The sequence below is a fragment of the Mesorhizobium shonense genome (assembly GCF_040545255.1).
GTDB classification, from domain to species: Bacteria; Pseudomonadota; Alphaproteobacteria; order Rhizobiales; family Rhizobiaceae; genus Mesorhizobium; species Mesorhizobium shonense.
Genome location: NZ_JBEPLM010000002.1, coordinates 79,144 through 98,170, shown reverse-complemented (window position 1 = coordinate 98,170; position 19,027 = coordinate 79,144). Strand labels below are relative to the sequence as shown.

9 protein-coding genes are annotated in these 19,027 nt (G+C 57.7%); 2 read left to right on the top strand and 7 right to left on the bottom strand.

The genetic code is table 11. The annotated features are described in order from the left end of the window. Positions 1-57 precede the first annotated feature (57 nt). From ABID26_RS05885 to ABID26_RS05870, 4 genes are all read right to left on the bottom strand, one after another. Complete coding sequence (locus ABID26_RS05885) at positions 58-1,416, bottom strand: hypothetical protein (RefSeq protein ID WP_354414424.1); 1,359 nt, start codon at positions 1,414-1,416, stop codon at positions 58-60. Then, positions 1,413-7,205 carry a protein kinase domain-containing protein gene (locus ABID26_RS05880; RefSeq protein ID WP_354414421.1) on the bottom strand — a complete coding sequence of 1,931 codons (5,793 nt, stop codon included), beginning with the start codon at positions 7,203-7,205 and terminating at the stop codon, positions 1,413-1,415. The genes ABID26_RS05885 and ABID26_RS05880 overlap by 4 nt, the downstream gene beginning before the upstream one ends. A 454-nt stretch (positions 7,206-7,659) precedes the next feature. Continuing rightward, a complete protein-coding gene (locus tag ABID26_RS05875; RefSeq protein ID WP_354414418.1) occupies positions 7,660-8,319 on the bottom strand; it encodes a 4Fe-4S cluster-binding domain-containing protein in 660 nt (219 codons plus the stop codon). Further along, a complete protein-coding gene (locus ABID26_RS05870; protein ID WP_354414415.1) occupies positions 8,316-10,154 on the bottom strand; it encodes an AAA family ATPase in 1,839 nt (612 codons plus the stop codon). Before ABID26_RS05870 ends, ABID26_RS05875 begins: the two co-directional genes overlap by 4 nt. A gap of 1,041 nt (positions 10,155-11,195) precedes the next feature. Between ABID26_RS05870 and ABID26_RS05865 the strand changes: the two genes are divergently transcribed. After that, the gene (locus ABID26_RS05865) at positions 11,196-11,381 is read left to right on the top strand and encodes an excalibur calcium-binding domain-containing protein (protein WP_354414412.1); all 186 of its coding nucleotides are present in this window, start codon (positions 11,196-11,198) and stop codon (positions 11,379-11,381) included. 92 nt (positions 11,382-11,473) lie between these two features. On the opposite strand, the gene ABID26_RS05860 is transcribed toward ABID26_RS05865, so the two are convergent. Continuing rightward, the gene (locus ABID26_RS05860; protein WP_354414410.1) at positions 11,474-12,541 is read right to left on the bottom strand and encodes a type I restriction enzyme HsdR N-terminal domain-containing protein; all 1,068 of its coding nucleotides are present in this window, start codon (positions 12,539-12,541) and stop codon (positions 11,474-11,476) included. Between the two features lie 509 nt (positions 12,542-13,050). Then, positions 13,051-16,416 (bottom strand): TM0106 family RecB-like putative nuclease, encoded by a 3,366-nt coding sequence (locus tag ABID26_RS05855; protein WP_354414407.1) that lies wholly within the window; start codon positions 16,414-16,416, stop codon positions 13,051-13,053. A gap of 184 nt (positions 16,417-16,600) precedes the next feature. On the opposite strand from ABID26_RS05855, the gene ABID26_RS05850 reads away from it, so the two are divergent. After that, complete coding sequence (locus ABID26_RS05850) at positions 16,601-17,554, top strand: hypothetical protein (RefSeq protein ID WP_354414405.1); 954 nt, start codon at positions 16,601-16,603, stop codon at positions 17,552-17,554. A 43-nt stretch (positions 17,555-17,597) separates the two neighbouring features. Here ABID26_RS05850 and ABID26_RS05845 read toward each other — a convergent pair whose 3' ends face one another. Continuing rightward, a complete protein-coding gene (locus ABID26_RS05845) occupies positions 17,598-18,884 on the bottom strand; it encodes a DUF2130 domain-containing protein (protein WP_354414403.1) in 1,287 nt (428 codons plus the stop codon). Between the last annotated feature and the right edge of the window lie 143 nt (positions 18,885-19,027).

Below are 19,027 nucleotides of genomic sequence, written 5' to 3'. Positions count from 1 at the left end.
CCGTTTATCGAGGTGCAAGTGAAAGCATCCCTGGAGGTACGCTCCTTTCAAGGGCAGTCACCTTCTTGCGAGTCCCGAACTGTGGAGGATACCTATGGATGCCGGTTGAGACGCAGAGTCCATAGCTGCTACCGTCTTCACAGGCGTCGCGCCAATTCCCAGGGCCTTAATTAATGACAGCTTTCCACCGCTCGTGGCTAAGCGTTTTTGAAGACTTTCGAAGTCCGCGCAAAACGCCGTCTCGGCGTCAGCGTCGCCCTTTCTATCACTCACTCGATGAGGTTCGTCGAACGCTACGGTCCTGATCTGCAGAAGGCTTTCAGGATTTCCCCCGAGTTCGACGCCGTAGGCTGGCGACTTCGAGTTTCGCAGCACCACCCGACCGTGCTCCACCCAAGCAGTCTCCATTCCTTGCTTCACTTCATAGCCCAGCTCCGCCAATCCCTCCAGCATCGCTTGCCTGCGAAGAGCGATGGCTTGTTCAGTCCTGAGAGCTTCAAGGGTTGACGTCGCTTCGTCCAATGCGGTCATTAGCTCATCTGTCGCTTTCCCTGGAACTAGCGCTTGCTCAATCGCATGAATTTGGTCCCTCGCGACCTGACCTCCAATTGCAGCGAATTCGGCACGAACTCCCTCCAGCTCGCTCCTGATCTCAATCTTCTGCACGGCTTCGCGCCGCGCTGCCGCGAGATCTATCATGAGGCTGTCAGCCAACAGGCCGCGGCGAGTGCCACTTTCTGCAGCGACCGCGTCTAAGCGTGCAGCGAAGCTGGTAACAGCTTCCGGATCGAAAATGCGCAACTCGTCTAGCTTCCGATCGAGTGCGGCAAGGAGGGGGTCGTCCATAAAATCCCCGCTTTGCGCTTCGAGCCAGGCGGAGAGGGTCGTGCGTTCTTCCCCAACTCCAAGTGAACCGGCGAGCGCGCGCTGTCGATCGGATATGCCGGCATCTGCATTAGCGGGGGCCAATTCGGCAAAGGCAGCGCTTATCGCTCTATGAAGGACCTCGTCCGAGTGCCGAGACGGAGTTGAAAGCTCGTCAGGGACCGGCAACCCTTTGTCCCGTAGTACTCTCGCGAGTGTCTCTGCTGAGCGCCTTAATTGGACCGCTCTTTTCCGAGCGGCTGCGGCCGCGTCGGCGGCTGCCTGCATGCGCCGGTCCATGTCAGACTTCAGGAAGGACATCTCAGCCGGAACGCGCTTCTGGACCTCCCCAAAGTTGTCGCCAGCGAGCAGCATTCGCATCGCCCTCACGCGATCGCGAGTGAGCTCGACCTCCGGGTTGTCGAGGCAGTTGTTTCTCTCGCCGAAACTTTCCCAGTAGCCAACCATCGCCTCTAGAGCTGCGATCTGACCTTCGCAGATGGCAACCAGTTCCTCGCGAGTGACAATTCGTACCACCTTCGGGCCGCTCATTCCGCCGCCTCCCTATACAACGCACCTTCAATTGCCGCCTTGAGCCGTAACCGCTCTTCTTCCCCTGTGTGATACCAGCCATGGGAAGACACGCGATGGATCTGAGGGATTGCCCGCCGCAAGACGGCTGGGCGCCAAATCTCCCTTGCACGGGCGCTTGCAAGAATTCGGTGTCGAGGGGCATCGCACTCAATTCCGATGCCATAGAGCCCAGTTCGCGGGTTCTCGATTGCAATGTCTATGCCGAAGGCGCTTCCATCGCCTACGGCGTGAGCGGTGACACCGAGACTGGAAACGTATTCAAAGACAGACTCTGCAAAACCATCGAGATCACCTTCGCTTCTATCTTGAAACCCACTTCGTTCTGAAACCATACGTCCGAGAAGTGTCCGCCCAGCTTCGAACTCGCCGCTCGAGACCACCCGCGCATATTCCATGTAACCTTGGAGATAGTCACGCGGAATAGAGGGGCGCCTCCGGCTCGCCAACATATCCGATACCTCGGGAATAGGCATCGAAGTTATCATCATCACCTTGGATTTTGCGCGGGTAACGGCCACATTGAGACGCCGCTCCCCACCCTTCTGCCCAAGCACGCCAAAATTTCTACGGAAGCTGCCCTGGGCGTTTCGCCCGAAGGTTGACGAGAAGATTATGTAGTCACGTTCATCGCCCTGAACATTTTCCACGTTCTTCACGAAGAATCCGACGTCCTCACCCTTCTCAACGCGATCTCTCTCCTTGGCGAGGATGCCACGGAACCATTCATCATTCTCGGCCGCATCGTCGAGCACCTCCTCGATTAGGTCGGCCTGTTTTCGATTGAAGGTGACAACGCCCGTCGTCGGAAGGCGTTCGCCGGTCTTCCAGACCGCCGCAAGAACTTCGACGACTTTCTGCGCCTCAGTTCTATTCGTCTGCTCGTGATACTGGCCATCGACTCTTATTACTTCGATCGGACGGGCTCTGCGTATTTCTTCATCTGGATGCCTTACTGGTACGTTGAGCCGGTTTGCGTAGAAAGACGCATTCGAGAAGCCTATTAGTTCACGGTACTCGGATCGGTAGTGGATCTGCAGGGTGGTAGTGGGTAGCACTGCCTTAGCGAGCTGCAGCAGGTCAGGACAATCTTTAATCTCTCGGCGGTTCCATGTCTCTTCGTAGGTCTCGCGTTCGGCTTCAGTGGCGTTCTCCTCCGGCTCCTCGCCGTCGAACACGTCAGCCTCATCATTCTCGACCTTACTAGAGAAGAACGCTGTCGGCGGCATCTGCTTCTCGTCACCGCTGACGATAACCACTTGCCCCCGGAACAGCGTCGGGAGTGCATATTCAACAGGCATCTGCGAGGCTTCGTCATAAATGACGATATCGAACATGCCCCTACGAAGCGGCAAGACCCTACTCGCGACGTCCGGATTCATGAGCCACACGGGCCGCAGTTCCATGAGGCCGAGATCCGCCCCTTTCTCCAGGAACTCTCGCAGCCGCTGAGCTCGCTGGCCTCGCAACCTTGTAATCGGCTCCCATTCCCGGTCAGGCGCAACCCGCGCGAAGTCTATGCCGTTGATCAACATCTGTCGGTTGGCGCGACGCATTGACTGTTCAGCATCAGCGAGAGAGCGAACCTTGCTCTTCAATTCTGCCGCTTCGTATAGAAGCACCGGATGGTCAGCCTCGAGGCGTGACTTCCAGGCTAACAGTGCCTCGCGCCTTATGATCCTACGCACCTGTTCCTCAAGCTGCTCGGGAGCCAGCGCTGCTAGCTCTTGCGACTTCGGTCGCAGCAGCCGGAAGATTTCGAGCGCCTCCGAGGACAATGCACTCAGGCGCAGCCTGAAGCGTTGGTAGGGCTCCAATTTCGCCAATGTCCGGATTATTGGCTCGATTGCAGATGCATTTGTTTGATCGATATCGATTGCGTGGCCCCTATCTGCAATCCATTTCTCCTCAAACCACTGCGCCAGATTGCCAACGGCCGCCCGGCTGAACTGCTTTGCCTCGTACCGTTCGAATGCCTGCTCGATGCTATCCCTGAGGCTCTCGAAGGCTGACAAAGTTCCGGCCTTGAGAGTGGCTTCCATCCTGGTCGGTTCGGGATACGTCCGGGCAACATCAGCAAGTTTCTGTGCATTGGAAACGGACAACGCCCGATCGCTCGCAAGTCGACCGAGATGAGCAGGATCCAGCTCCGGTTGCACGGAGCTTTGTTCTTGAATCTCGGTAAGCGCGGAAGCAAGTTCTCGCCTAACTGGTCGCAGGTTGCGCTCCCAAAGAACCGCTTCGAGGAATATCCGCGGTTCGTCGGGGTTGACGCCGAGCGTCGTGAGAAGCGCTCGCAGCTTTCTAGCTCGCATCCAGCGGAAAGGATTTATCCGGCCGAGGGAAGACGGCTCCGCGGTAACGGCGGTGGCTAGGTCGATCGAATCAGAAAGTTCTGCGTCGGAAAGAGCGATTGCCCGTTTGACATATCCAAGAGGTGGGGGCGGCCCTGCAATCGCATGGAGCTTTCTAGCCAGCTGCTCGAGCCGCTTGACCAGTTGTGAAGCTGGGCTCGACGCATCGGGATCCCGGTTGAAAAGCTTATACCAACGAACGAGTTCACTGCGTCGCTCTTCTGTGAGCCCGAGAAAGTCGGCGTCGTGCCCCGCGTGCCAACTGCGGTATGGCTCCGGATCGATCAGGGGGCACGCCTTACCAGTCCGACCTAGAACATTGATCCGCTCTGCCTCACTCCTCACGAACGCAACCAGATCTTCTCTAAACGCCTCAACATTGGCGGGATCTGGGTTGAAGATCTTCAGCACCCCGAGGGGACTGTCTTCGAAGTCACTGGGAAGCCAGTAACGCACATGCGGGCCACACGTCTCTTCGATCGCAGAGGTCTCCGCCGGCACCAGCGCTGCGAGAGACCTACGCAGCGCAGGGACATTCAACGGAGGGTGTCCTCTCTCTATTTTTATCAGCTCCCCGAGGATAGTGCGGTAGGTCAGTCCGGTTTGTGCATCTTCCGCATGCAACGCAACGTGATGCTTGTCGAGCTCACCTTCAATGGACTCAATCCGCTGGGCCAAGATCTGACGATCGCGACGCCACGCCTGGGTGGAAAATGTGCCCCGCCGGCTTTCTAGCTGGTCTCGAATTGCCCTAAGCATTGGCTCTCGATCGCCGTTCATGTCGGTAACCATAACGAGGCGGTCATCAAGCCCCTCAGCCACGAGTCTTTTCTTGACGACCTCAAGAGCAGCCTGCTTCTGGCAGATCACCAACAAGCTCTTCTTCCTGCCAATGGCGTCTGCGACCATGTTAACGATGGTCTGACTTTTCCCCGTTCCTGGCGGACCCTCGATAAGGAGGCCAGGAGCATTGCGGGCTTCAAGAACTGCAGCCTCCTGCGAGGGATCACTGTCAACAGTGAAGTACCGGTCCGCTTCTGGAACATTGGCTCTGGATGCCAGATTGAGTTCCGTTTCAGTGACCTTCAGAGCTGTTTCCAGTCCACAACCTGTCAACTCTTTGCTCTTCAACTGCCGCAGGTCTTCGGCAATGGCTTGGCCCATGTAGGCGAGATGGAAAAAAACGGCAGAGCAAGAGATAAGTGGTCTGCCGAAATCGGCTTGGGCGTCCTTACCGGGCAGGCGATCTAGCGTTCGGCCTATGGGTTCAGCCAGGCTGCCAAAGCCATCAACAACGTCGGCCGCGGTGAGAGTGGCGCGACCGAGGAGATCCTTGGCGGCGTCTTGCCAACGGCGCGCAGCCTCGATGCCAATCATTCCTTCGAAGGCAGGGTTCAGGCGAACCTCCTCACGGTCCCGGTCGAAGACGACCGATGCATGCCCGCGATTACCGACCTCCGGAATGACTTTGACAGGCCACAAAAGGATTGGCGCTATCTTCGTCCTGGTTCGGTCATCTCGGTGAAGCAGGAAGGGGAAGCCAAGGTAAAGCCCATCTATGCCCGTGTCTCGCTTGTATAGCGTCGCATGCGCATGCAGAGCGCGCAGTCTGCGCTCCAGAGTCTCTGATGCCGCGAAGGCAGCCGGATCTAGCTCCTCAGTTCTCTCGGTTCTGGCCAGGAGATGGTCGAGAAGCGCTGCCGCCGACCTTCTCTCGGTCCCGAGCTCGACGAGGTCCACACGTGGAGTCGTCTTCCCGATGACCATACGCGTTAGTGGCCCTCGAAGAATGCTGCCCGTCACTTTCTTCGAGAAATAATCCAGCAACGTCGCCACGTACGCCTGCTTTGGCGGTTCTCTCCAGTTTTGCGTGGGAATCGAGAGCAGCACTATCGCCCTCTCAATTGCTATTCGGCGGTCGAGTCGGAAGCGGTCTGCCCATTCGTCGACACGCTCAATGCCGCATCTTGCGAAGCCTTCGAGACGTTCGTCTATCATCCTGTGGAGATCGCGCCGGGTATTGCCTAACAGTTGACGCAGTTCGCCTTCATCAAGCGCTGCCACGCCTACTCGACGCGCTTCTTCCTGAGCCCGACCCACAATCTCGTCGACCGACCTGAATTGGGAAACTTCCGCGGACAGGAGCAGGATGAGATCCTCTTCCGTGGTCTGGCGCCGCTCAATCAGAGAAACGAGGCCTGGATGTTCCGTGTCAGGTAGGATTCGCCGTCGGTCCTCCAACAGGGCACCCAGCCGCGCTTTAGACGTGGACAGCAGATGAATCTGCAGCTCTTCCTCATCGAGCGCGATCCCGAACTGCTGTGCCTTTGACCGAACCGATTCACCTCTCAGTCTTAGACGCCGAAGCCATTCTTCTGCACCAAGGCGTCCGAGAAAGTCGGTAGCCGGTCCAAATATGAGCTCCGTTCCCTCCTGCGGGTGATCGAGAAGCCACCCGGGCGTGACGATGTTACCTTTGACAACGAGCGGCATCGCGGGGTGGAGCACCTTGAGCGCCAAAGACAGCCTGAGGTCCTCGGAAAGTCCCTCGACATGACTGAGGCGTCGGATCGCAGACTGCATCGACGGATCGAAGCCGGCGTCTTCAGCCCACGCGGCGATCATGCCTCGCGCCGCCTGGTTCCGTGCTTCGTCCCAATTGGTCGGTTGCGCCGCGGCAAGGGCATAAGCGAAGGCTTTTCTAAAACTCTTGCCGCCAAGGTTGATCCCTGCATCGCCGTCCGTATCGATGCTACGCACAGCCTCAGGAGGTAGTTCGACATGATTGCCGTCAAGCCAGGCTCTAACTTCTTGCCATTGCCATCTGGTCCGGTGGTCCCGAGCGAGCAGCCCCCTGAGTAGCTGGCCGATGGCTAAATCGACGTCGTCGGGTATCTCAACACCGTTTGTTAGTACATGGATCAGGAACGCTTGTTCGTTGACACCTTGGAAGCATTCGCCGCCCGTGACAATCTCGAGCACGACAATCCCGAGGCTCCACCAATCGGACGCAGCAGCTACGCCGCCGGCGATAGTTTCCGGAGCCATATAGCGAGTGGTTTCTAGAGGCGCGACCACATCGAGATCGTAATCGGAGAGCCTCGCCGAGCCGAAGCCTATCACAACCAGGTCTAGCGGATCGGCACTCCTCACAAGTATATTGGCTGGCCTTATGTCGCGATGTCGCAATCCAGATTGTGAAAATGACCCGAGCGCCTTGCCGATTTCAAAGACGACGCTCCGAACAGCCTCAAGGTCTCGCCGATCAGGCTTCGTGTCCTCCAGTGTTCCGCCTTTGATGTCCTCGCTGATCTCATAGGTCCTGTCTTCCCAGCGGCCCACCTCATAAATCTCGGGAAGGTGATCGTGCGGCATACTCCTGATTGCGTCGTACACCGAAACATCGGGCTCTGAGCCATCAACAAATAACGACAAGATGCCTGATCGCCCTTTGTGGGCTTGTGACACGAAGAACCGTTCGCACACCGCCATAGGCGACGGCAGCCTTCGCTCGATGGTCCAGCCTGCGATCTCGGTAGGGACATGAATCGAAACGGGCCCCGCTTCTGAGGTCGCGGTGTCCTCCAAGGACCTTTGCTCCGCTTCGGCCTCTCTGACTTCGGCGCCGCAAACTACGCAAATTAGATCGCCCTCCGACACTTCGTGCCCGTTCGGGCAGCGTCTCGAAACGGACTTCTCAGTTGGTAAGGTCGGCGCAGCATCGTGCCCGTGTCCGCGTTCGCGGATCGGTGTCAACGAAAGATCCCAGTTGCAGGTAGAGCCATCTGATAGCTGCCCCTGGCAGAAGATTTCGCTCAACGGGCGCTCAGTGTTGCAGTTGGGGCAAAATCTAATCATGGCTTGCTCTATTCGAACGGTCTTGGCTCGTCTGGATATGGTGCCCTTGGCTGGCCATTAGACGGGCCAGGCGATTGAGATCTTCGTTTCCGGGAATGCCTGCCATCCAGATCTCCCCGGATAGATCGACCATCATATCGAGCCTTCTTTCGTCTCGGCGGACTGGTCGTTCATATGAGGCAAGGCGTGCCTTCCCCAATTCTGTCAAAAGATGAAGACGCTGATTATCGCTCCCCCTCAGGGCAAGGGTCTGGGTTGAACCGATCTCATAAGGGTCGGAGATGAGGGCATCTATCAGCCCATCCATGTTGCGGAGATGATGTTCGAGATTCTCGACGGGGAATCCTGAATAGACCAGGACATCCAATTGCGAGGCCTTTCGGATCGCCCGCAGCAGAGTCTCCAACGCGCCGGGCTGCTCGAAGGGTTCCCCGCCCGAAATTGTGATGCCGTTTGCGTGCGGAATCCATCGCGCGACTGTCTCCACAACCTCCTCGACAGTCGTCATGCCCCTTTTTTGAGCCCAGGTGTCGGCAGAGATGCAGCCGGCACAGCGGATCGAACAGCCCTGAAACCAGATGCCGATGCGAGATCCGGGCCCCAGCGTTGTGACTGGGAAATGAAGCCGTGACAGAGCAAGGGGCGTTGTCATGCTTGGCTACCGCTTTCACTAAGCTTCACCGATGTGACGGCGCCATGCTCTATTTCAGTGATCTCAAACGAGCCGCCTACGACATCGGCATCGAAAAGAGCCCGTGACAAAGGATTCGCCAAGTGGGCTTCAACCATGTTTCTGATGCCACGGCCGCCATTTGTAAGGTCCTGCAAACACAGCTCGCGTAGCGCAGAATAGGCGTCTTCGCTTACGGTGACGGCGCACCCCAATGACTTGGTATGCTCGAGTAGCCCTGAAACAATCTGATCAAAGATCTGCTCGGCAACGGGACGCCGGATGAAGTCGAAAACGATGATGTTTCGGCCGATGCGGTTTAGAATTTCTGGCCGATTTAGAACCAGCTTGAAATGTCGTTCGATTTCTTCGCGAACCTTCGCTGCAACGGTCTCGTAAGGTTCGTCCAGCGATACGCTGGCGACCCTTTGTCCGGTCGCGTCAGTTTTGTAAATGCCGAGATTTGACGTGAAGAGAATGACTGACTCTGAAAAGTAGACACGATCGCCTCTGCCCGAAGTCAGAACACCATCGTCCAGAACCTGGAGGAACTTGTCGAGGATTCGCGGATGAGCTTTCTCGATCTCGTCGAAAAGCACGACACTAAATGGCTTTTCGCGGATAGCATTCGTTAGCTCTCCGCCGACGTCGTAGCCGACGTAGCCGGGCGGCGCACCGATCAGCCGCTGGTCGGCGTGCTCGGCACTAAATTCTGACATGTCGAAGCGGATGTACGCGGATTCGTCTCCAAAGAGCAGACTGGTCACCGTCTTCGCAAGTTCCGTCTTGCCCACGCCAGTGGGGCCAGCAAGGAAGGCCACTCCGCGTGGTCGGTTGCCGGATCCTGTGCGCCCAATACCGGTGACAGCTCGCTTGATGATATCGAGCATGTGGACGACCGCGTGGTTCTGGCCTTTGAGGCGAGAAGCAATAAATTCGTCGCCACTCGCGATTTTCTTTCGGTCGAGACGGCGCCACGGATCCTCAGTCACGCCGACTTTATATCGTCTAACGGCGTCACCGATCTCAGATACCCGCAAGCCTTCAATCCTGCTTAGTTGCGCGATGGCGCTCATGTCCATCAGCAGCAGGCCGTCCGTAAGACCAACGAATGTATCGACAGCTGTTTCGAGTTCGCTTGATGGCGTCTCTCGGGCCCCGGGCAGGCTGTGGAGAAGAGTGCCGGCCAGAGTCTTGCGGGTCATGCTGTCGGGCGGCGAGACTACGATATGCCGGATTCTCGGATTGTCTACCGTCAGAAAGTCAGGGAGATCCGATTCACGATCTGCCATCCAGATGACTGTGTTGAAAAATGGCTTTCGCTCGTCGCCTGCAGGCCGTGTTGAGGCCGTGTGGGACGCCACCTGCGCGCGTGAGAATAACATATGCTCTGCTGGCGCCAGCACATCACTGCGGTTCACCAATCGCGACGCAAAATCAATTACCAGCGCGCTTGGCTTTTCCCTGGACTTAACAAACCCGTCAAGCGCCGCCGCAAGCACCTCAACTCCAGCGCCCGGCGGATTCTCCGAACCTAGTCCGGACCTTGCCATTGCAGCCTGCAGCTCATCTCCGGTTCCTCCGTTTGGCAGGCTAAACCCAGAGAACGGCCGGAATGAGATGACGTCCTCATAGCCGCAGCCCTTCAGCTCGCGCTCTAGGCAATGCAAAAGAGGGACGGCGGCGACAACGCCGGCCTCGACCTCCGATGCCTGCAAGTCCCTAATATTGCCAGTAAGAACGAACTGGCTTTTTAGCGACAGAAACCGTGTCAGGTCTCTAAGCCAACGAGGCTTAGAATAGGAAGAATTATTCACGCGCTCCCCCGAGGCTGGCGTCTTCGAACGACGCCCCCAAGTAAAAAAATGCCACCCTAAATTCGACTTCCAGTTGGACGGGCCAAACCTGGATCGGCATGAGGACCCGGGCTGGGAAAAGCGGGATCCAACTGCCTTGCCCGTGCGCTCATGCGCTACAAACGTAAATGCTTGAAGGGGGATATCGCAAATGTTATTTCGGCACCGTTTGTTAATGACCTCTATACGGGCTAGCGAACATTCTCTATTCCGTTGCTGCGTCCAATGCGAAGTGAGATTGCGGGGGACGTTATGCCGGCGGGAAAAAAATGGCGCGGTCTTTGGTCTCTGTTTATGAGTGCATTTGGGACCAGACTCGCTGGCTCAGCACACCTTTGGATTGCCTAAACTAGACCCTGACGAAATTTTGTGGCATTCTCCTAATGGGGGAAGGTTTGGAAAAATCTCGACACAACAATCGCTCGCATCAGTGGCGCAAGCTCAGTGCTGCCGGGCGAACGCGCGCTCGATGTCGGGCAAGCGTGCCGCTGCGGCCCGCGGTCGTGACGGTGGCTGCTGCTGTCGCCTTAGTCACTCAATCGGCAATTGCAGTACAGCGACCGAATTCCGGATGTCTGAGCTTCGAACTGGTTCGGGTCAAAGCCAGAGTCCGATCACTGGTGTCGCCTCAGTTATAGATGGCGATACAATCGAGATTCATGCCCAGCCGATTCGCTTCGATGGCATAGACGCCCCGGAGAGCAAGCAATATTGCAGCGACGCCAAAGGATATGACTATGACTATCCATGCGGCGGGCCCTCAGCGGAGGCTCTGGATGGCTTCCTGGCAGCCTCCAGGCCGGCGCAATGCACCTTCGTGACGTGGGATCGATATCACCGATTTGTCGAGGATTGCCGGCGCGCCGATAGCGTCAGGATAGTCGAGCACGGTCAGGCTCTGGATTGGCCGCGCTACAGCAAAGGCACATTTTCTGCGCAGCAGACGGAGCGCGAGGCGGCAAAAATCGGCATGTGGGTCGGAGCCTTTCAGGGGCCTTGGGAATGTGGCAGATCATGCTGATGCTACTGCCTCGCCAAGTCGCACAAAACGGCTATTCATGCGAGCCACGGCAGTACTGTTCCCAAATTAGCTCTTGCGACGAGGCTCGATGGTACCTCGACAATTGCTCGTGGGGCAGCAACCTCGACCGCGATAAAGATGGAGTCCCCTGCGAGGGCCTTTGCTAGCGGTGCCGTTTTCACGCGGCAAGTCAAAAAATTCGCAAACGAGCCGCTCAAGTTCGTCCAGATTTTGGGTTAGACGCATTCGACGCGCATCGCTAAGTTGATGGCGACGCGATCGCACCGTCAAGATATTCTTTGGCGGTATTTCGCAAACGATCGGCATATTCATAGATTTCGTCGAGCGTGTCGATTTTGGCTTTCTCTTCCTTCTCGCCGTCGAAAAGGCCAAGGTATTTGACTGACCTGTTGAACCATAGCCTAGCGAGAGGCTTTCGGTTATTGTTATCGACTAAGATGCCACAATAACTTTTCTGATCCCGCATAACGATCCTAGCGGGTTTCAAGACATCACGAACAATCGCGCGTACGATCATAAAGCCTTCGCGCTCTTCCTCAGTCGTCACAACCTCATCTTCATCATTCGGTCCGTCGCCGATCTCCGAATCGGCCGTCTCAGCCAAAGCTGTAGAAAGGCGCGACTGAACCGATTCCCGCACGATTTCACGAAAAGCAGCCTTGACCATCGGCGTGAACTGTTCTTTCACCTGGGCCGTAAACCGTCCCTGATAGAGTCCCCCGGTCACCATCCGCACAAAGTCCTCAGGTGGGTTCTCCATAATGCCTCCGATTTCCTTCTTAATCGCTGATGTGTACTTCAATCGATGTGCCGATTGAAGGATCCCATCAACGTTGAACTCAGCTTTGGCGAATTTCTTCAACTCCGACGTTAGCTGACCTTGCAAATCGGAAAGATCAAAAGTCAGAAAAGGGAGGTCATCAAGCTTGTTTGGCGCAACCAAATCGGTGTGGAAATGAAAAGAACGACCATTTGTTAGGATAGCGAACTTTGCGTTGGTGACTGAAAAATACCTGTACAATTGAGCGAGATGAACGCGATCAAGCACCGTGGTGATAGGTTTACATTCAACAAGTATACGGATTTCGCCGTCAATCTTGATCGCATAGTCCACTTTCTCGCCCTTCTTGCCTACGGCGTCGGCACAAAATTCTGGAATGACCTCGTCAGGATTGAAAACGTCATAATCCAAAGCCGCAAGAAAGGGCAGCACTATGGCCGTTTTTAAGGCTTCTTCGGTAAGCATTGCACTGGAATGCGTCTTAATGCGATCTGCGAGCACTCGCAATTTTTCTTCAACGCCCATAAGCCCCTCCCTTTGATCCGTGCGAAGGATCGTGCAAAAGTTCTTTTTACGCAAGTGCTTCTAAGTTCCGTATCTCACCAGGCACCATCCAAAAGTAGCGCCAGCACCATACCTGCGAGTGGACAATCGTCATTCGGGAGGTTCAGCCATGAGGACACTAGACTCGTCGGAAAGTGGCTCGCAGGTCCAGATAAACTCCGCAGATAGGTCTGCACCGGCACGGATTAGGTAAGGAATGGAACGACGTGTTTTAACCGACCCATAGGCTTGGGTACCAATGTGTAGGACTATTCGTAGGCTCCCACGATTATCATGCGTCAACCGTCCCGACTGAATGTCTAACAGGGCGGTCAGCCTTCCGTGTTCAGGCACAGGTAAGCTGTCGTTCGGCCGCGGGGCGCCCTGGTCCAACCTGTCGACCTCTTCACTGCTGCAATCGCTTCGCACGCCCGCAGGGACCCGGCTATATTGCGCGAATTCTGAACCCTCAGCATGGAGGTTCGTGCAAGTTAGCTCTGTACCACCGTGGCCATTTCCACGTACCGGCAGAACGCGTTGGCCAGTTGCATCTGCCGTGGCGTCCGGCAGTCGGGCTCGAAGACGTCCGGGCTTGCAACGACGATGCAAAGGCATTTCGCCCGCGACGTCGCCACGTTGAGCCTGTTCGCGCTGTAGAGGAATTCCATGCCCCGTGGCGCATCGGCGTAGCTCGAGGTGGTTACCGAATAGATGACGATGGGCGCTTCCTGCCCCTGGAACTTATCCACGGTCCCGACGCGGGTGCCCGGCAGCCGGTCCTGGATCTCGAACACCTGGGCGTTGTAGGGGGCGATGATGAGGATATCTTCCAGCTTGAGCGGAGCTTCCACCCCTTCACGGTCCCTCCAGCGCGCGCCCGCGTCCAGGATTTCCTCAACGACTTTGGCGACGCGGTCCGCTTCCTGGGGGCTTACGCTCTGGTTGCCGGCATGAGGCACGGGAATGTAGCGCAGGCCGGCACCGCCGAACGGACCATCTACCAGGATGGACTGGTTCTCCAGGCCGGGGCGTGGATGCAGCCTGCCTTCGTAGAAGAGCTCCGAGGTATAGGCGCAGACCGAAGGATGCAGACGCCAGGTCTGGTCAAGGAACAACCCCTCCCCCTCGCCTATCGTCTGGCGTCCAGCCAACAGATGCTCGAGGGCCGAGACGTCGGCGCCTTCCGGATGCGAGCCCTGCATCGGCTGCTCGAGCTGTTGTGGGTCGCCAAGCAGGACGAGACTTGTCGCGGCGGGCGAGATCGCAAGCACATTGGCGAGCGACATCTGCGCGGCCTCATCGATGAACAGGACGTCGACGGCGCCGATAGCATCCGGGCGCGACCACATCCAACCGGTCCCAGCGATGACATGCGCACCTTTCCCCACGGCGCCCAGCACTTCGGCATTGTCGGTCGAAAACGAGATATGGGCGGTATCTTCCGTTTTCTCGGCCACTTTGTACATGCACCGAAGGTCAAATCCTTGCTGCCGTGCCTCTTCGATCGCAGCGTCGAGCAGGTTGCGAATGACCTTGTGGCTGTTGGCGGTGACTCCCACGCGCAGCCCTGCCCGGACCAGCTCGAGGATCATCCGCGCGCCGGTATAGGTCTTGCCGGCGCCGGGCGGCCCCTGGATGGGCAATACGCCGCCAAGCACCTTCACCAGGCGGCATGCGGCCGCCGCAATCGTCTCATTGGGCCTCCGCAACGGAGCGCCGCCGACATCCGGCGGCAGGCGTTGCAGAAGATCGCGTGCCGCCTTGAATGGTCCGGGGCCTGCCATGCCATGCTCTGCGACATGCCCACCGATCCTGACCAGCGATTCCGCCAGCACCTTGCTGTCGACATCGGCGTGCTCGAACACCGCATCGGGATGAACATCAGCGGTGTCGCCGCGCTTCTTGATGTCGATCAGCCGGTTCTCGAGATCGACCGCCATCACCTTGCCGAATTTTTCGCCGCCAACGCTGCGCAAATCCTCTCCGCCCCGGAATTCTGCTTCCTGCGCGGGAAAGTGATAGCGGTGAACCGGCGCCTTGGCGGTCCCACCGACGGCCTGCCTGAAGGTCAGGCCAGAGATTGCCACCCGCTCGTCGAACAGCTCCTCGACCGAAAGGCCGGCCAGCCGGAAATACTCCCACCAGGTGGCTTTCTTCTCCCGACGGTGCCAATCGAGAATATTGGCAAGGAGAGATTGCGCGTGCTCGACCGCCGTTCGTTGAGCCGGATCGACCGGGATGCCATTCATCAGACGCGCCACCAGGGCTTCAATTCGGGCCTGCCACGCGGTGATCTCAGGCGTGGCCTCCTCGGGCACGGGGATCGGACGCGCAATGATCTCGCCCCCGCCTTCAGCGTCCGCGCGAAGCGCCTCGAGCCAGTCACGGAGGCTGGCCGTCGAGAGGCAATCGTCCTTGTTGTAACCAGTCACCAGCTCGCGATCGGCTTGCGCGATGCCGGCCGGATCGCCGAGCTCGAGGCAGGCCTGCACCTTGTTGAGCGCGCGATTTGCATCCTGGAGCGCGACCGCCCGGACAAAGCCGAAGAGGGGCTCCAGCTTCTTGATCGAATAGCTCTCGACACTTGCACGCACAGCATGGCGAACTATCCCGTAAAGATCGACCAGGATCTGGCCGCGCAACAAGCCATCGACTTGTTCTTCGCGGGTGGCATAGCGTCCCATGAGCCGCTTGAGAGCGCCCGGTTCATAGGGCGCATAGTGATAGACGTGCAGATTGGGATGACGTTTGCGGCGCTCGGTCACGAAGTCGACGAAACGTTCGAACGCCGCCTTCTCTTCTGCCGGCGTGAAACACCAGTCACCGACATAGCTCATCTCGCCCGAAGCGGCCTTGAAGGCATAGCCGAACAGATATTCCCGCCCGCTTTTGCCGACAAAGGGGTCACCTTCCAGATCGAAGAAGACGTCCGCGTCGTCCGGCTCTGGCAGCCGGCACAGGCCGAACCCGGACTCTACCGGGAGCCTCTCATGCAACAAGGTCTGGGCTGTGCGACCCATGACCTGAATTCGTGCCTGCTCACGGATCCGTACATAGGAGGATGCCGCGCCCCGGTCCGGCTTCCACGGCAAAGGCAACGGTAGCTCGCCGAGCGCCGCCATCGTGGCGATGCCGCGGCGCTCTAGTTCGCTTCGCTGGATCGCGCTGATGCCGGCGACGAGCGAAAGATGATCATCCTCGCGCCGGCGCTTGTCGCAGTCCCCGCGCCAGCGGCAGATATCGCAATATGGCACCGGCTCCGGATAGGTATCGTCATCGGCGCCGACTGCGCCCTGGAGCCGGCCTCTGACATAGCGGAAATAGGCCGCGTAGTCGCTGAGGCGAAAGCGTTCCGGCGCAAAGTCGGTCACTGGCGGCACGACATATGCGAACTCCGGCGCCTGGCCCTGCGCCTCGGCGAGAAGATCGGAATAGAGGCATAGCTGCAGGACCGTTCCGCCTTTCGTTTCGCGGGCGAGCTTGGTGTCGATCACTTCGTAGGACCAGGCGCCGAGCTTGCTCGGCACTTTGATGCGGCGCAGGATGTCGGCGCGCCCCGCGAATGGCGCAGCCCGCAGGGCAGCCTGGACAATGAAAGGGGCGCCGGCCCGCATGGCATCCAGCGTTGCTGCAACGGCATGCCCATCAACCCCTTTTCCGTCGATGACGGTCACCGCGAACCCGGAGGCGCGCAGATGATCGATGAAGGCCGCTTCGTGCTGGGCGCCGCGCTGTTGGAGAATTTCCAGAAACGGGTCCTCGACATAAGGCTTCTTGAGCGCGCCATCGGCGACGAGACGATCGAGCGCGGTGAGGTGGCCGCAGTTCAGATGTCCGACCAAATCGGATGCACTCAACTGTATTTCGGCGCCAATTCTAATCATTTTGAAAGTTCACGAAATGTACTACATGCATGCAATCGAACCCCACTAGGCTCGACGGTGGAAAAATTGCTCTTCAACGCCATGGCTTAACCTGCAACCACGTCAACGCTGCCGCCGAGCGACCGTTATGGCATGGATATTCGACAGATGATAAACGTTGCGTAACGTCAGTATCTTCGTTGCTGTCGCACTTCGCCGCGCTTTTCGGATGCCCCTTTACGATCTTCTCATACCAATCACGTTTCCCTCGGCACAAGGGCTCTTCAAAGACGCCCCCCGCCAGCAGCTCTTTGATGGCCATGCGATTGAGATCAGGATCGATGGCACCGGGACATATTTGGTAGTCAAGGCGTTGGAAGAGCACTGCGCCCAAGTCATCTTCGACAAGGTGACCAGATGTCTCCTGTGGGCGGCACTCCAGATGAACATCAGCGTGATGTGCGAGAACAAACGGTTCCGGCATGGCGGTGAAATGCTGGTCGATGGTCGGTTTCCTACCCTCTATCCTGCTGGTAGTAATTTGAATCTCACCCGCGCAACCGCTGGCTTTCAGCATCAAGAAAGCGAAACGCTGTTGGTTCAAGCGCTCAACGAGGGAAGTCGAATCGAGAGATTGATGCAGCCGGATCTCGAAAGACGCCTACAGAGTGCACTGGAGATTTTCGCGTCTATCAATTTCGAAAGTAGCGCCAATGCCCGTTTTATAGGGCTCACCACCATCCTCGAAATGTTGGCGGACCCGGCCTCGTTGCGCGCAGAATGCACTGCAATCATCGATATGGTAGTGAGACAGATCAACCTGCAAGTGAACGCCGCAACAGCGACAACTGACGTAGTCGAGGCGCTGGCAGACTTGCGTAAGTCGTCTCAGCATTGGCGCAAAGAATCGTTTCGCAGTTCGATCCGACGTTTTGTTTTCAACGTATTCGAGGCCTTCGAAGACGCCGACCCGCAGTCCCGGGGACGCGATGCTGTCGCTCTTTACGACAAGCGCAGCAGGCTTGTGCACGATGGCACAGCCGTCTCGTGGCCCGATGTCGTGGCCCTAAATGAGATCGCCCGAAAGTCGCTGGCCTTTGCGGCAGGACATACGCGGCTAATCCGCCCCTAACGCCAGAGGCACAAAGTTGTTCAAGGCCATGAAGAGCGCCGGGCTAGACCCCTAAGTCACCCTGATCTGCAGGCGCCGTGTCTATCAACGGAATCTCGATTGTAGGAATTTCCGCCATTGCGCGCCCGGCAATCCCTTGCATATCGCCATACATTCCGACCGTAGCTTCAATAACGCTTTGGATTTGAGCTTCGCGCTTTGCCCAAAGGCGAATCGTGGCTTTCTTCTCGCGAGACAGATCCGCCTGCATGTCGCCAAACTTCTCGACAATTGCCTCGATACGGTGCCTGAAGCGCGATCCCGTCAGGTAGCTGTAAAGCAGCTCCATCTTGGTTTGCTGACCTTCCTGGACCTGTTTCGAAGTCTGCAGCTCAATCAGCATCTGTCGAAGTGCAATGGCGATGGGAACCGCGCAGCGACGTTCCACGACCCAAACCCCGTCGAGCTGATCGAAAGCTTCCACAGGTTTCGGCAGAACGTCGGAGACCAGGACCGCTATTTCTGCTTTGGCCCGTCGCTGGTCCTCCCGAAGCTTGGGCAACCAGCCGTCGCTCCAGTTTTTGGTACGTTTCGACTCCCACAAAATGGAACCTGAAACCAGCCCACCAGGTCCGGCAACCCTTTGCATCACGTCGCCGCCGGACTCCCCCTTGGCGACGGGCTCGATGCTGTCAGCCGGGAAGCGCGCCCGCAGCAACGCCTCCAGCTCGAGCTCTAGGGCCTCGCCTTGCAGCTGTTGAGATCCCTGTTGTCCCCTGCGTTTCAGATCTTCGATCTGCCGCATCATGCCGGCGATCTGCTCCTCCTTCTCGATCAGCGTTAGTCTAAGGCCTTCTTCGGCATCCTGCTTGGCCTTCGAGCGCACGTCGGCAAGCGAGGCCTGCACCTTCCTTTCGACCGTAAGCTCAAGCTCGCGCTGGGCGTCGTCGAGTTCACGCTGCTTTTTAAGCACATCGGCTTGGGCAGCCTGCGCCACTGCCAGCTTGGCTTCGCGTTCCCTCAGAACCTCTCGTGCATCAGACAGCTCCTTGTCCTTGACCGCGAGTTCGACACCAAGCAATTGTCGTGCCCTGTGGGCTTCGGCCGCTGCAATACGTTCGCGTTCAGCCGCCAACCTGGCGGTTACTTGCTCCTCCAGTCCGGCCTTCGCGCGCTCGGCCTTCGTCAGCTGCTCCCTTGCTGCCCTTTCACGAGCAGCGACCTCGGCTTCCTTGTCGGAAAGACGCTTTTCATATTGGGCTCTTGTGGCCGCCACAATCGGTGCCGCGAGAGACTCAGTCAGTTTGATTTCGCAATTGCAGTTTGGGCAATGAAGGATGGGATCGTTCATGCATCACGTCTTTCTCGGGCGTCGTGACATAGCGGAAGACTTTATTTAATCCTGCCGCGGAATCGATGCCACGTCAGTACCATAAGAAGGTCACGTCCTGGGAGGATCTCGCTGCTGTATCGCCGTTCGCGTCGACTTCTAAA